Origin of the sequence: Paenibacillus sp. JNUCC-31, from assembly GCF_014844075.1 — a bacterium.
Lineage (GTDB): Bacteria > Bacillota > Bacilli > Paenibacillales > Paenibacillaceae > Paenibacillus.
Map to the genome: position 1 here is coordinate 592172 of NZ_CP062165.1, position 16317 is coordinate 608488.

The window sequence follows — 16317 nt, forward strand, 5'->3', positions numbered from 1 at the left end:
TCATTCACCACACCAGAACGTGAAGATCACGATATAATGAAATTTTTTCTATAGAAGAACTTTACTGAAACGATAGCCTCTCTTCTGGAAGCCAATGTGCTCATAAAAAGAATATGCCGTTGAAGTCACTTCGCGATTCGCACCTGTGACAAACAATTGTTTCCCGCCTTGTTGTCTGCCCCAGTCCTCAGCACGAGCCATCAGACGACGGCCAATCCCGCCTCCACGGTGCTCCTGACCTACGATCAAGGACGTGATTTGGGCAGCAGGTTCCGGATAGGCATGACTTTGCACACACTGCAAGCCAATCACACCAATAATTTGTTCATCCACTTCGGCAACAAGCATGCATGCGTTAGGATTGCTCTCCAAACATTCAATGCGCTCTTTCATAACATTAGCTGTTGTCGGATAGCTAACCTCTCGCATCAGTCCCGTTACCGCTTCAGCATCTCGCAGTTCACACTCCCGGATCATCAGTACAGGGGCCTCAACATTATTGGACATGATTTACCTCCACTTTCAGCATATTAGCGGCTTGAACCGCAGTTTTACGAGCTTCTTCCACATCTGAACCGGCGCTTAATGCTACGGCCATACGGCGTCCCACTTTGGTTTCAGGCTTGCCAAATACACGAACCTGAGTGCGAGGAAGCGCAAGCGCTTCTTCAATCCCGCCTATAGTAAAGTCAGATGTTTCATCATTAGCCTTCAGCGTAGCTGAAGCTCCCGGTGTCAGCAGATGTACATCTGTGACCGGAAAACCAAGAATTGCACGTACATGCAGCGCAAACTCGGAACTGTCTTGCGTCACCATGGTAACCATGCCCGTATCATGCGGGCGAGGAGATACTTCGCTGAACACAACACCGTCTGGTGTCAGAAATAATTCAACGCCGAACAGTCCGTAACCGCCAAGTTCATCTGTAACCGATTTGGCGATATGACAAGCTTGTTCCCATTGCTCAGAAGTCATGGCATGAGGCTGCCAGGATTCGACATAATCCCCATCCTTCTGAATGTGACCAATTGGAGGACAGAATACGGTTCCTGATACGGAACGTACAGTTAACAGCGTAATTTCACTGTCAAACTTCACAAAGCTCTCCACAATGACTCGTACGGATTTGCCACGAGCTCCCGAAAGAGCGATGTTCCAGCAATCCTCCACGTCATCCGGTGTATGGCAAACACTCTGCCCTTTGCCGGAAGAACTCATCAGTGGTTTAATCACACAAGGTGTGCCAAGTTCACGTACGGCTTCCTGAAGCTGTTCCAGGTTGTCCGCAAAAAGGTAGGCCGCTGTTGGAAGATTCAGTTGTTCGGCTGCAAGACGACGGATGCCTTCGCGGTCCATGGTTAGACGTGCAGCTCGCGCGGTAGGCACGACACAAAATCCCTCTTCCTCAAGCTCCAATAAAGCTTCTGTTGCGATAGCTTCAATCTCAGGTACGATGTAATGAGGTTGTTCCTTACGGATCAATTGTTTCAAAGCTTCGGCATTTAACATGTCGATGCAGTATGACCGATGAGCAACCTGCATTGCAGGTGCGTTGTCGTAACGATCGACAGCGATCGTCTCTACTCCCAGTCTTTGAGCCTCAATAACGACCTCTTTTCCCAATTCTCCACTGCCCAAAAGCAGCATTTTTTTGGCTTGAGCCGTAAAAGGAGCACCCCACATGTTCTTTCCAATCCTCCCAAAGAGAAATCTTCTATATCTATCTCTCTATTTTCGGGGTTTTGGTTAAAGAATGCAAGAGTGCTCCCTATTTTTCTTGTGAATTTTACAAGATTTTTTGTTTTTTTTCGATCAATTTTTACAATTACCGCTTATAGATTCGATACTCCTTCCATTCCTCCCAAATTTAAGGTTGTAATTCTAATGTTAGTCAACATTCGGTCATAAACTTGATGAAGCCTACTTCCCTAAAGTTCTCCCAACTTGTATTTGCCGATTTTTCTCTCGGAAAAGGTCATATGATACACTCCGCTATCATCCAGTGAATGAACATTGGCCTCAACCAACTGACCCGGCAGTTTGATGGAGATGATCCAATTGGTCAAAACGTTACACTGGGTTTCGCTATAATCTTCCTGCATCGTTCTCCCTCCAGCCATCCTGATTCGTTCCTATCGGTTATCTTTAAAAGATAACATAAATAAACAAAAGACACTCACGGTATGCCTTATCCCTGCCTTCAATAAAACAATTGCTTCTTGAAGTAAATAGGGATTGAGGTTACCGGAGTGTCCGTCAAAAAAAGTCTAAAGTATATATGGACAGGTGTTCATTTACAAAAATCTGTATTGAGCTTCTATTAAGCCATTATAAACCCCTTGTTTCTGGATAAGTTGCTCATGGTTTCCTTCTTCCTTAATTTCGCCATGATCCAGCACAATGATCTTATCTGCATTTCGGATCGTCGAGAGACGGTGGGCTACCATAAAGGAAGTTCTTCCTTGCAGCAGCACTTTCAAAGCCTCCTGAATTTTGAGCTCCGTTTCGGTATCTATACTGGCCGTCGCTTCATCCAGTATCAAGATCCGAGGGTCTGCAAGCAAGGCGCGGGCGAAGGATAACAATTGCCGTTGCCCCATGGATAATACATTCCCGCGTTCCTCCACTTCGGTATCATATCCCCCGGGCAGCTTCATAATGAATTCATGCGCATTTACAGCCTTCGCAGCTTCTTCCACTTCTTCATTGGTTGCGTCCAGCCGTCCAAAACGAATATTGTCTCGAATGGTGCCAGAGAAGATAAACGTATCCTGCAACACAATACTGATTTGGCTGCGCAAACTTTCTACCGTTACGTCCCTTACATCCTGACCGTCAATGGTGAGTCGTCCGCTAGATATGTCATAGAACCGGCTGATGAGATTGATAATGGTACTTTTACCGGAACCCGTATGACCTACAAGAGCAATCGATTGTCCTGCACTTGCAGAGAAACTGATTCCTTTAAGCGCCTGTCTGCCTTTCTCATATTCAAACACCACATTGTCGAATACAACATCTCCTTTAATAGAAGCAAGCGGCTTGGCCCCAGGTTTATCTGCAATACTCGGCTCCTCATCCATAAACTCGAAGATCCGTTCAGAGGAAGCCATCGCAACGAGCAGCTGATTGTACATTTGCCCCAGACGATTAATCGGGTCCCAGAAGTTACCGACATAGTTGGCAAAGGCAACAAGCAATCCGATCGTCAGCTGCCCTTCTTGAATCAGGTAAGCACCAAACCAGAACAGGATTAACGTCCCGAATCCGCCCGTAATTTCAATCAGAGGACCAAACCCCTGATTCATGGCCGATGCTCTGTCCCAGGATTTTTTGCTCGACAGATTCATGTTGTCAAAATATTTGATGTTCTCTTTTTCCTGTGTATACGCCTGAGTTACCCGAATCCCCTGAATGGATTCATTCAAATGGGAATTGATACGGGAGTTCTTCATACGTACATCCTGCCATGCTCGGCGGATCAACACGCGTAGTTTGGTCGAAATGATAAACATGAGCGGAACGGTAATAATGACCGCAAGACCCAGTTTCCAGTTGATCAGCAGCAGGATAACGATAATTCCGAGCAGCTGCACACAGTCAATCATAACGTTTACCGCACCGTTGGTGAATAGATCCTGCAGGGAGTTGATGTCATTGGTGATACGCACCAGAACCGAACCCGCAGGTCTTTTATCAAAAAAGTTAAAAGACAGCTTCTGGATATGTTTGAACAGATCCGAACGAAGATCGTAGATGACCCGTTGCCCGATAATGTTCGTCAATTTGATTCGGTACGTATTGGCCGCCCATTGAATCAGGTACAACACAAGCACAGAACCAGCAATAATATAAAGCATCGTCAAGCTTGGCATCCCCGTTGCAGGTGCAATCGCTTTATCAATCGCCAAACTGATCAGGAATGGAACAGACAATTTCGTAATCGTGCCCAAAATCATCATGAGGATAATGAGTGGTAACAGTTGTCTTGCATAAGGTTTCATATATGAGAACAATCGTCCGAATTCCCGCCAGTTAAACGGTTTTTCTATGATTTCATCATCCTGATATACAAAACGTTCATTCATTTTCTTGTCAGAGGCTTCTTTAGCCTCGCGCCTATCGGCTACCGTTTCGGCACTCATGAATTCACCTGCTCCCCAGCCTCCCGCTTACCGCGGGCAATATAATCTGCGTATTGAATCTCATATACGTCCCGGTAAGGCCCCGGCTCTGCAATGAGACGTTTGTGTGTACCACGTTGAACGACCCGTCCTTCATCCAGCACCAGTATCTCATCTGCGTGACGTAATGAAGAGATCCGATGTGCAATGATAAACGTCGTTCTTCCACGCATGACTTCCTGGAACCCGGATTGAATTTCATGTTCGGTCTCCATGTCGACTGCACTCGTTGCATCATCCAGAACGAGAATTTTCGGATTCTTGAGTAAAGCCCTCGCAATCGCTATCCGCTGTTTCTGTCCTCCCGACAAGCCCATACCGCGTTCGCCAACAACCGTATCGTATCCTTCAGGGAATTCCATGATGAACTCATGGGCTTTGGCAAGTTTGGCTGCGCGAATAATTTCTTCCATTGTTACATTCTTGAGTCCATATGAAATGTTGTTTCGAATGCTGGAAGAGAACAGGAACGTTTCCTGGAACACAGAAGCAATCTGACTCCGCAAGCTGCGAATTCCAATGTCCTTAATATTTTTGCCGTCCAGCTTGATGGTTCCCGAGTTCACGTTGTATGCACGCATCAGGAGCTGAATAATGGTCGATTTACCCGAACCTGTTCCTCCCAGGAAACCGATGACGGAGCCTGGTGGTGCATCAAAGTTAATATCGGTTACTGCCGGCATTTTATTGCCGTAAGCAAAGGTAACGGATTCAAAGGTTACATGCCCATTGACTTGATCAGCCTCCACAATGACTGGATCTTCTGTCTCTTGCACATCTACCGGCGTATTCAACAGTTCCAACACCCGTTCACCCGATGCTTTGGATTGCGTATAGTTGTTGATATGGAAACCAAGGTTCCACATTGGACCGATTATGTACCAGATCAAACTGAAAAAGGCAACGAGTTGACCGAGTGTTAACGATTTTTGAATAACCATGTTTCCACCAACCAGGAGCAGCAGGACTACGCTGACCGAAGCGAGAATCTCCATGATCGGAAAATAGTGGCTCCACAATGTGGCTGCATGAATCTGATTTGTTTTGTAACGCTCGTTGCGTGTGGAAAACTTCTCCACTTCGTAAGGCTCGCGCGCAAAAGATTTTACAGTGCGCACCCCTGTGATATTCTCCTGTACCGCAGTCGTCAGTGAGCTGAGGGCGAGCCGCATTTCTTGGAACGCTGGGTGAATGCGGGATTCGAATCTCAGCGCAACGAAGGCAAGCAGAGGAATACATATGAGCGTTAGCAGGGTAAGCTTCCAGCTCATGGTCATCATCATGATTGCGCCGAATACGACCATCAGAACCATATTGAGAATCTGGGCGAAGCCAAATCCGATAAAGTTACGGATTGCTTCGAGATCTCCCGTGAGGCGGGACATCAAGTCACCCGTTTTGGCCGTATCATAATACCGGAAGGATAAAAATTGAAGCTTTTCGTAACAGGCGTTACGAAGTCGGTACGCCAGAAAGTTCCCCAGGCGACCTCCAAAAAGACCGTGTAAAAATTGCATTCCCGCTTTCAAAATAACGACACCTAACACTGTCAAAGCAAGTTTGGGAACGTCTTCAAAATTACGCGGGGTAATGACGTCATCAATCAGTATCCTTAGCAGGTTCGGATACACCAGTCCAAGCGCGGTCGCTATGGCGAGGCATAAGATCGATAAAAATAAATACGTGCGCTTCTCCCAGAAAAAGATCTGCAATTGCCTGAGAACATCCATGTCTCTCCTCCTCTTATATCGTTCAAAAACAGTATGAACATTTATGAAGTTTATCACCGTCCCCCATTCGCGGCAAAGCGAATAAGCGACCATATTCAGGCTACTTTCACCTTAATGCGTCATTAAGGGAGGCAGATACCCTCCTATCAATCAAATGTTTGAATATTCTCTTCCTTTCAGGTTGTTCGTATCAAAAAAGGCTCCCTGTATGCCTTTAGGGGCAGGGGCCTTTTTGGGTACAACGACAACATTTCAAAATATCGCTGTATAACTCATTTTGTTTTACAACCGTTTCCATACAGACATGGATTTCAATACCTTTTATTCACGTTCAATCTGCCCAAGGTGTACAGACAGACTCTCCCACTTTTCTGCAGGAATTCCACTGGTCAGTGTCTCATGAAGGGCACTTACAGCCTCCTCAAGTCTCTCTTCCAATTGACGGGATTGATGCTGCAAAGACTGCCCGATCTGGCTGTCATAAAACTGAATCAGCTTGTTCTCCGCAGCGGGCAGAACATCGATTATCATCTGTTTTATTACAGGATCAAGCGCCTCCTGCAGCCGTTGTCGTCCATCTCCCTCGAAGAACTGTTTCGGATTACGGAAATAACCGAGATATGCTTTCCACCCCGTTGGCTCTTCCAGACGCACCTCTTCCAGGACAGGTGTACTCCAGCGTTCAATCGGTGGCAGCGACAGATCCATGCCTCCGGATAATCGTTTCAGTTCATCTATACATTCGTTCACTTGCTTGTGCAGCCAAGTCTGACCTGCCTGTTCGAGTCTGAGTGTGGTGGCAAGCAGTTCCTGCTCCAGCTCGATGGCAATCATACGCAGCAATTCGCGTCCGCAGGCGGCGAAGGCAGCTTTCAGATTCCCGCGGTCCTCCCGAAGCACGGACGGATGGAATGCTTCTGCCATGAAGAGGCCGAAGCGGTAACCCAGGCGCTGCCGCACATGGAAGAGCAGTTCAGCCGTTTCCTGAACCAACTCTGCCTTCATGGACCGTTCTGCAAGCAACTGTATCCTATGAAGTGACTGCTCCTGAATTGAACCCAATTCATCACGACGTCGCTGTAGAGCCACTTCGCCCTGAGCCGCATCCTCGGCACGTGTCTTGAGTCGTCTGATAACCCGTGCAATCTCTTCTGCAGCCCCGCCGACGGCAAGATCCGCAAGTTCTGTGCCTGCAAAGCGGTTAAATTCTTCCTCGAACTGAATAAATCCGGATTGCTCCATCAGCTTTGCATCGTTTGCAATCTTGCCTTCCATCGCCAGCATACTGGATACCGGAAAGAGTCGTGGTGCCCGAATGCCGTTACTGCGCAGTTGTGTGCTCACATGATCCAGAACCTGCTCCAGCTCTTCCTCAGAAGATGACAGATCGCTTGCATTAACTACAAAGAACATCTGATCCATCGCCGAGCTGTCTTTCACTCGTCCCAATTGATTCAGAAACTGTCGATCTCCCTGAGAGAAGGCATGATTGTAGTACGTTACGAAAATAAGTGCATCCGCATTCTTCATATAATTGAAGGTCACACCTGTGTGACGGGCATTCACGGAGTCTGCACCCGGCGTATCCACAAGCACAATGCCTTGTTCGGTCACATCACAACTGTAGTACAGGTCAATACTGTCGACAAAGCAAGACTTTTTCTCGTTGGCCACAAAGTTTCGATAACCGTTCAGATCCACCAGCACATCCTGGCCAAGCTGTTCCGAGGTATCCTCCCATCCGGCCGCGGCTGCCTGCAAAAAGCTGTAATGCGGGCGCCCCGCCGGATGTACATCCTGTGGCGAAAGAGTTTTGACGCGTTTTTGCCAGTCTCCCCCAGGCTCGCCCAGTCCGAGTAAACGGAAGGAATACGCAAGATCTTCCTGGAAAGCGTCCCGGGACTTCATCCGGACCCGGGCTGTTCCATGCTCCGCGCCGCCTGCCGGAGCCATGATCCGGTTAATTGCCGCAGTCGTTGGATGCGGCGAGACCGGTAGTACAGCTTCGCCGAGCAACGCGTTGGCGAAGGAGGACTTGCCGGCGCTGAACGCTCCGAACAGCGCCAGCGTAAACGTGCCGCCCGCAAGCGAAGCCGCGCGTGCACGCAGATCCCGTACCGCCGACCCCATGGCGGGGTACGGCTCGACCAGCGCAGCGGCGGCTTCCAGCCGTGCCGCCGCTGCGTCCAGGCGCCGGCGGCGCTGTGCGCCAGCCGCCGGCTGCCCAGGCACCGCCGCTTTGCGCGGCGGCGGTGCCCCTGGAGTCTGTGGCTGCGCAGCCACAGACTCTGCCGTGCCCGTGTGCGAGCCGGGTGAAGCACCCGGCTCATGCGCGGGCACGGGCGGGCCCTGCACCTCCGGCAACAGCCCGGAGGTGAGGGGGCCCGCGGCAGGCAGCAGGCTGCGCAGCCCTGCTGCCTCTGCGTCGGCGGCGCGCTGCAGCGCCGTGTAGCGCGCCGCCGACGCAGATTGCGCCAGCAGCGCTGCGCGGCTGGCGTCCAGCGCCTGAAGCGCGGCTTCGCCCTGCGCGCCCAGCGCTTCAAGCAAACGGTCGGCCAGCATCATGGCCGCCCTGCGGTAACGGGTCTCAATCTCGCCCCGTATGTCTTTGCTGAATTGAAGCACATACTCGGGAGATACCTCTGCACTGGCGCTCCGTTTCATCTCCAGCAGTGCTTCATCTACCGCAGGCAACTCCGCGTTCAGTGCCTGCTCCCACTCTGCGCCCCATAGCTGATGGGCTTCACCCAACTGTCTAAGCATGGTACGGATATGCACCTCAACTTGCCCCGAGGCCTGATCCTGCAAGAGCCTCACAAGCTCGGCCGCGCGACGCTGCTTCTCCTGCTCGGTCTTGCCACCAGCGAACAGTAATCCTACCCGAAATCCAGGTTTGCGGCTCTCCAAGTACTCCCCGGCGGAAGTTCGAATATCTGCCGGGGTCAGATTCGCATTCGCCAGAAGAGGCTCCAGTTCTGCCCGAAACTTCTCCCGTTCACGTGAAGGTTTAGAACGAAGCTGCGTTTCCTGTTGATCCAGGAGCTCCAGTTCCCGTTGCAACCGTCCCATACCTTCCTTGCCCCCAACTTCCTCCAGAAGTGCAGCTTCTTGTTCCTCACGTTCCTCGGCCTTCCGTGTTAGGTGCTGCTCTGCAATGTGGTTCGCCGAACTAGCCAGACTGTGCCGTATTAGTCCTTCCTTTTCTTGCATCATATGCTTAATGAGTTCAGGAAGCTGATTCCATTGGCTGTAACGATGCTCCTTGTCTCGAAGCGAAGTGAACAACAGCCCGTCATACCTGACCTCCCATGCTGCAAAAATCGCTTCTACCCCTACTACATATTGATCAAACGAAAGCTCACGCTCTCGATGTTTATCAATTTGGTTCACAATAAGAAACAACGGTTTTCCCCAATCAGATAAACTCTTGGCAAAAGAAAGATTGCTCTCGGATTGTACATGGTTATAATCCATCACATAGAACACCACATCAGCAAGATGAAGTGCTGAATGTGTTGCCAGGCTGTGCCCCTGATCGGTCGAGTCCACGCCTGGCGTATCAAGTAATACCGCATCATCTTTCAGAAGAGGGATGTCATCCCATACTTCAATGGAGGTGTATGCCCCACCATTCTTGCAATACTCTTCCAATTGTTCTGGAGAAACCTCAATAACTCCCGCTGAATTGTCAGCGCTTACGTTCGACGACGTATAAATAAGTGCTCTGGGTTCACCGTTACGGATGGAAACCACATTCGCACTCGTTGGCACGGGACTTGAAGGCAAAACCCGCTTACCGCATAAACTGTTGATTAGACTCGATTTACCTGCCGAGAAATGTCCACAAAACGCAATCGTTAACTGTTTCATTTCCGCTTTATTGATCAAATCCGTTAATGCCTGTACAGCTGTATGGTCTCCTGTCTGCTCCATCGCTTCTCGCAGTGGAAGCAGAGGTTTGGCCATCTCTACTGGGTAATCTGTTCTGGACATGACTGGCCTTCCCCCTGGCTCCTCTAATTTGACATCTGTTCCGATGTCTTTATCTTATAATTCATTTATTTTACCATGATCAAGTTTGAAATTGAACGATTAGAATTGCAGGCAAGCTGATAACGAATACGCACAAGCCATTCTCCACATAAAAAAATAAAACCGATCCTGTCGGTTTTATCTGCGAAATGATTGTATTCATAAGCATGCTGCATTCACGCCCAACGAGATAGGTCCTTCCAAGAGGATAACCCTTTGGACTTGAAGCAGCATGGCTCCTTGGTTCAAATCTCTTATGAAACAGCGTTCTCCATTGAAGGCAGCAAAATTTCAAATACTTGTCCATGCTGCAAAATCGTAATGCCACGACCTTTGTCTCTCATCACAACGACCTCTGGTTTGACAGACATACGCTCCAAATAATGTTCAGGCACATCACCAGAATGACTTACAGTGATTCCTTCTACTTCTTTTTCTTCGTTTTCAGCCATCTCCTGTTCAACGATTTGTTCGAAAATATCGGAGAAGGCCTCAAAATTGTCAGTGTACACGGAAATGCATTTCATAATTACTCATCCTCTTCTGCTCATTAATTTATTTTTCGTTTTGGGGTTGTTGCACGTTCCTTATCTTTCCTGATTTGGGACGTTTTCATACGTTTTTTCCCTTCCCTGCATATGTCCAGCAATGGACAAATATGACATTGAGGGTTCTGTGCCTTGCAATGGTAGCGTCCAAAAAATATGAACCGGTGATGAGTTAAAGTCCACTCTTCCCGGGGTACGCGCTTCATCAGTTTTTTCTCGACTTCAAGTACGGAGTCATCCCAACCTGCCAGTGCCAACCTTTTGGATACACGTTCAACATGCGTATCCACCGCAATCGCCGGGACTCCAAAAGCATTCGATACAACTACATTTGCGGTTTTCCGTCCGACACCAGGAAGCGTAACAAGCTGATCATGTTCTTGTGGTACGTCTCCGCCATATTGCTCTATTAAAATTCGGCACATGTTCTGAATATGCTTGGCCTTGTTACGATACAAACCGATCCGCCGGATATCCTGTTCCAACTCCTCGAGAGGAACGGCCAGATAATCGGCTGGGCTCTTGTATTTTTGGAACAAGTCTGCGGTTACCTTGTTTACCGTTTCGTCGGTGCACTGGGCAGACAACAGAACGGCTACCGTCAATTCAAACGCATTGCTGTGATTTAATTCGCAATGTGCATCAGGAAACATCGCTTCCATCGTCTCGAGTATATGCCTAACAGTCGCTGCATTCATGAAGAGCTACCTCCCACAAAATAACTCCACGCCGTGGAGCCTTACTTCGAAGCTTCTTTCGAGTACTTTGCGGAGAACCCAAAATCTTGCAAAAAAAACGTCCTGATACGGGAAAGATCCCGCATCAAGACGGTCATTCTTTTGATCCTCGAAAAGAAACGATTACTGTTTTTGGATCTCCAGTACAACGTTGTTCAGGAGATACAATACAATATTATCATTATCTTTGAGAGATTGCACGCTTAAAGTGTTGTCACCCTGGTGAACAAATACGCCCGTTCCCAGCGCAAAACGATAATTCGTGTCTGATGTAGACTCACGTTTAACCAAAATTTGGTTACCTACTCCATCATAAGACCAGAACTGTTTGCTCATGACCGTCAACACTCTGAAACGAGTGGAATTATCCGTATCCTTCGTCATCTCAACACGGTCACCTACAGTAAGACTGGTAAGAGTGGTTAACGTAGATCCCGATTTGACCACTTTAACAGTGCCGCTCACAGGAACCGTCTCGCTTTGACCGTTAAATAGCTTAAGTGTGACTGACGAAGCATCAACAGAAGTAACTTCCGCCAGCGTACGTTTGACCACTTGAACCGCTTTTGGCGTTGTTCCCTCAAAAGTAACATTAATCAGGTTGCCAGCTGTCAGCTGTGATGCCGTAATCGTCTGGCCAGTTTCATTTGTGAGAACCGCTTGATCCACGTAGAACTGACTGGTCAGGGCATCCGATTTTACACGAACGCGGCCATTGGTTTCCACAGACACAACTTCAAATTGTGCCACCGTGTTCAACGCCACTTTCTGTACGAAGTCCTGGTTTGAACCCAGTGTAACTGTAACTTTATCACCGATCTTCAGATCACTTAGACTTGCTCCTGACTTGTTGTAAATCTCAATCGAAGGAAGTGTGGAGTACGGCACAGTGATCGTTTGGTTTCCGGACAACAAACTGATTTTTCTGCCCGCAGTATCGATGCTGCTAATTGTGCCTTCGTACTTGAAGATCACTTTAACGGATAGCGCACGAGTTCCCACATATGTCAGATCCAATTTGCGACCGTCATTCAACAACGATTCCAATCCAGCAAGTGTAGGCTTCGTTGCATTGTAGTCCAGCTTCGTTTTGTCATCAAGCGTGAACACAAACGGTTTTTTATTGCTGTCAAGAACCGTCAATACTTTGGTTTTGCTGTTGTAAGATACAACAGATGCCCCGTTCATGGGCTCCATCTGACGTCCGACCACTTGAATGCGCGTCACGCGATCTTCAGAATTTAACGTAAGCTCAACCTGATCTCCATTGGTTGCGTCTGTAATCAGATCATTCAACGTTGCATCCTGTATTCCGTTAATGATTACTTCCGGCTTCTCTACCAGCAGCTTCGCTTCCAGAGATCCACCTTCACGTTTAAATGTCAGTGTGGACTGGTTACCACCGATTTCCACCAGTGTGCCGCGTACAGACTGCTCTACACCTTGCGACAATTCAATGGTTTGCAGGACACTGTCTTTCACCGTATATTTTACAGCACTCCCCGCTTTTAGCTCAGCCAGGGAAAGGATTCGGTCCTGATAACGAATGATCAAATTATCGTTATAGGTGTACTGCTCTGTAGCTCCGGCTGCATTGGTCAGTTTAATCGTTTTGGCTGAAGTCGTTACTTCAGCAATGACACCACTATCACTTTTATTGACAATACCGGACTTCACACGAATAACGACTGTCTTTTTGTCAGCCGAGAACGTCTCACGTTGTACTTCAATGGTGCTGTCTGTTGTAATATCAGACAGTTTGATTGCATTTCCGTTTTGATCGATAAATGCCGTTGCCTCATCATAGCTATACGTTTCATAATTCTCGCCTACAAACAAGCCAATTTTATTACCTGATAATGAACGAGCAAAAATTCCTTCAACGCTTTCTACCTGTGGCGTAGCATCAACCACTTCCACATAGGAAGCTGTACCGGCAGCACCTACAACCTGAACTTTCGTATACAGCTTCACATCCGCAGACGATGCACGGGATTCACTGTCTTTTGTAAAGTAAGGTGTACTGCTGTTCACTGCGAAGTTGACAGCTTTGCCGTCCACAACCAGCGTGATCTGCCCATCTTTTAATCCTGTTACATAACCTGTAGATGTATTCGCATACTTCGTATCCGTTAACGTTTCGCCACGGCTAAAGAATGTAGCGAGTTGGGCACGAGTTACAGAGCCGGTTGGATTAAATTTGTTGCCTTCTACACCTTTGGCCAGATCCAGACTTACAGCCAGATTAATGTATCCTTTTCCACTTTGGGAAATGCTATCATTATCAGCAAATCCGGTAGATTGGTTGTTTTGCGCCTTCGCTTCAGCATCTTTGTTCAACGAACGGATCAGCAATTTCGTAATCCATTCCCGTGATGCCTGTTTCTGTCCCCAGGAAGTTTTGGACACATCCACTGTAGATTCTTCGGTTTTATCAATCAGTCCCAGTTGAAGCGCCAAAGCGACATATGGCTTGAAATAGTTTCCCACTTCCATATTTGTCGGTAATGCCGTAGCCGTGCTGTCGTTCAACTGGTTCTCCTTGTTCATAAAACGGATCGCCATCGTCACAGCTTCCTGCTGTGTTACCGCGTCTCCCGGACGGAACAGGCCGTTGTTACCGAGAAGAATGCCTTGGTAGGCCAGCTTGTACACATGTTTCTCAGCCCAGTATCCGACCTTGATATCACTGAACAAGCCGGTTGATGCAGCTGTATTGCTTACAGTCGCAGTCTGGCCTTTCCCCGTTTCTGTTGATTCTGCTGCCAAGGCAGCTCCGCCGGCACTAAGGGCCATCATGCCTGCAAGCACGGCTGAAACTACTTTTTTAGAGTGTGATGGATTGTTATATTTAAAAGTCAACTGTGATTCCCCTCTCTCATGTAAAACGGCCGATATTCCGCAGATTCACGGTAAACAACATGCTGTACAACCTATTCGGATCGTGTCATTGGATGCTCAAGATCCACATGGCCCATCAAGCTCTCGGATGGCTGGCCGTCCACCAGCAAATCAAGCGATTTGACTTCATCAAACTGGAAGAACGTTTGTTTCAAGGCATCAATGGCAAACACTTCGCCACCTGCACCAAGACGTGCTGTATCTGGCATGTGGATATCCAGTGTAAGCGCCCCGTCTTTGAACTGAGCAGATTTCAATTCTATTTCTTTTGCCCAAAGAGGAACGAGTTTGTCGTCCTTGCTTTGTTGCAGCGCTGCAAATGCAGCCTTGTATTTGGCATCATCTGAAGCGTAAGAAAGTTCTGCCGTTGCTTTGTGCAATTCCAGCTCTTCCGGATCTGTGTAGTACACATCAATGGTCTTCTTCTCATTGCTTTCGGAAGTTCCAGGCTTCTCCGAGGAAGTTTCGCTCGATGGAGTAGTTGTTGTACCCTCCGTACTGCCTTCTGTAGTACCCGGTGTCGTCGTTGTTTCCTCCGGTTCCACGATTGCAGGTTCAGTAGTTTCCGTCTCATTCTGATTTTCAGACGCATTATTCTCTGTTCCCGCACCTTGTGTCTGACTTGGAGATGGAGCTGCTGTTGGCTTGCTTCCACATCCAGCAGCAACTGCCATAACCGTTACCAACAGCGCTGCAATCCATAATTTTTTGTTCATTCTAACTCCGCCTCCTGATCATAAGGGCTAAAACCCTTATTTAATTCCCAGATACTCCTTGATTCCTGCAACAATCCCTTTGGCTACACTGTTCTGGAAGCTTTCAGTGAACAATGCAGCTTCATCACTCTTGTTGCTCAGGAAACCGGCTTCCAGCAAAACTGCCGGCATCGTTGTTTCGCGGGTTACGTGGAGACTCGCCGTTTTCACTCCCCGATCCTTCAGACCAGATGATTGCAAAAGGTACTTATGCATTACCGTAGCCAGTGCCTTGCTGTTAGAACGGGTATAATATGTCTCCACACCGTTCGCCGCAGCAGAACCACTGTTTGCATGAATGGAAATAAAGATATCAGCCTTCAAGCTTTCTGCGATCTTCACACGTTCTTTCAAAGCCAAAAATGTATCATCGCTGCGCGTCAGCACAACGTCAATGTTGGATTCTTTTTTCAGCAATGCTTCCACTTTCAGCGCCATTGCCAGATTGAAATCTTTCTCTCTTTTGCCCGTTACCCCAATGGCTCCTGGGTCCTGATCACCGTGTCCAGCATCTACAACAACAACCTTTTTGCCATTGTTTCCAACTGGAGGTTGTGGTGTTGTAGTCCCTTCTTTGTTCAGATCAATCATAACGAGGCCCGAGTCACTTTGCACGTCATAACCTTTGGCATTGCTCAAATCAATAACAAAGCGAAGCGTCGAAGGGCTATTGCTGTATAAAGAATAACGAATTTTCGACACATCCGGATATCCACTCACAACAAGCTGTCCATTCTGGTTGCTATCAAGAGCTTGTCCTTCACTGAAAGAATCAGCAAAAGCAGTGTTCGGCAAGTCAATAACGATTCGATCCGGTCCTGTCATCGTGAAGACGTTCGGCTTCGTATTACCGCTTGTTGCAATCAAGAGGCGGTTATCGCTGAAGCTGATGCCGTTCACCAGTACAAGACCCTCCTGATTGGAACCTCCGCCGTCATTGCCAGAGTTCGGAGGAGTGGTTGTCCCGTTTCCGGAACCTGAATTCTGGGTAACTAATGTTACCGTCTTCGTTGTATTGTTCCAACCCACCTTAAGACCCATTTGCTCACCAATGAACCGGAGAGGCACAAGTGTGGTACCATTTTTTACGAGTGGTGGGGCATCCAGGTTCACGTTACTGCCGTTCACCGTTGCCGTCTTCTGTCCTACAATCATCTGCATGGCAGTGTTGTCTTTACTAATAGTCACGGTGCTTGTTGCCTGTTTCCAGTCCACACCATATCCCAGGCTCTCCGAAATCACCCGAATCGGAACCATCACTTTACTGTTGATGATTTCCGCTTTGGCATCCGAAGGCTGTACAATCTCTTTCCCATCTAGGATAATGTGCGTATCTGCTGCTGCATGACTATAGCCCGGGAAAACGAGCCCAAAGACAAATAACAGTACCAAAAAACCGAACTTCTTCATCCTTCACCCCTACCATTCT

General features: G+C 48.1%; 11 protein-coding genes. All 11 read right to left on the minus strand.

Annotated elements, in window-relative coordinates:
- Positions 1 to 48: 48 nt before the first annotated feature.
- Positions 49 to 507, minus strand: a complete 459-nt coding sequence (locus JNUCC31_RS02400; RefSeq protein ID WP_192268231.1) for a GNAT family N-acetyltransferase — start codon at positions 505 to 507, stop codon at positions 49 to 51.
- Positions 497 to 1684: a formate-dependent phosphoribosylglycinamide formyltransferase gene (purT, locus tag JNUCC31_RS02405; RefSeq protein ID WP_192268233.1), complete on the minus strand. Its 1188-nt coding sequence runs from the start codon at positions 1682 to 1684 to the stop codon at positions 497 to 499. Before purT ends, JNUCC31_RS02400 begins: the two co-directional genes overlap by 11 nt.
- Positions 1685 to 1929: 245 nt before the next feature.
- On the minus strand, positions 1930 to 2103 hold the full coding sequence (locus tag JNUCC31_RS02410; RefSeq protein WP_192268235.1) for a hypothetical protein: 174 nt from the start codon (positions 2101 to 2103) through the stop codon (positions 1930 to 1932).
- A gap of 192 nt (positions 2104 to 2295) precedes the next feature.
- Positions 2296 to 4146: an ABC transporter ATP-binding protein gene (locus JNUCC31_RS02415; protein ID WP_192268237.1), complete on the minus strand. Its 1851-nt coding sequence runs from the start codon at positions 4144 to 4146 to the stop codon at positions 2296 to 2298.
- On the minus strand, positions 4143 to 5915 hold the full coding sequence (locus JNUCC31_RS02420; protein ID WP_192268239.1) for an ABC transporter ATP-binding protein: 1773 nt from the start codon (positions 5913 to 5915) through the stop codon (positions 4143 to 4145). Before JNUCC31_RS02420 ends, JNUCC31_RS02415 begins: the two co-directional genes overlap by 4 nt.
- 321 nt (positions 5916 to 6236) lie before the next feature.
- Positions 6237 to 9908: a dynamin family protein gene (locus JNUCC31_RS02425; protein ID WP_192268241.1), complete on the minus strand. Its 3672-nt coding sequence runs from the start codon at positions 9906 to 9908 to the stop codon at positions 6237 to 6239.
- Positions 9909 to 10201: 293 nt separating this feature from the next.
- Positions 10202 to 10474 (minus strand): NAD/NADP transhydrogenase alpha subunit, encoded by a 273-nt coding sequence (locus JNUCC31_RS02430; protein ID WP_192268243.1) that lies wholly within the window; start codon positions 10472 to 10474, stop codon positions 10202 to 10204.
- Positions 10475 to 10497: 23 nt separating this feature from the next.
- The gene (gene nth / locus JNUCC31_RS02435; protein ID WP_192268245.1) at positions 10498 to 11193 is read right to left on the minus strand and encodes an endonuclease III; all 696 of its coding nucleotides are present in this window, start codon (positions 11191 to 11193) and stop codon (positions 10498 to 10500) included.
- Positions 11194 to 11355: 162 nt separating this feature from the next.
- Entirely contained in the window at positions 11356 to 14094 is a 2739-nt protein-coding gene (locus JNUCC31_RS02440) for an S-layer homology domain-containing protein (protein WP_192268247.1), read from the minus strand.
- A 71-nt stretch (positions 14095 to 14165) separates the two neighbouring features.
- The gene (locus JNUCC31_RS02445) at positions 14166 to 14849 is read right to left on the minus strand and encodes a GerMN domain-containing protein (RefSeq protein WP_192268249.1); all 684 of its coding nucleotides are present in this window, start codon (positions 14847 to 14849) and stop codon (positions 14166 to 14168) included.
- A 36-nt stretch (positions 14850 to 14885) separates the two neighbouring features.
- Positions 14886 to 16298 carry an N-acetylmuramoyl-L-alanine amidase family protein gene (locus tag JNUCC31_RS02450; protein WP_192268251.1) on the minus strand — a complete coding sequence of 471 codons (1413 nt, stop codon included), beginning with the start codon at positions 16296 to 16298 and terminating at the stop codon, positions 14886 to 14888.
- Positions 16299 to 16317: the final 19 nt, after the last annotated feature.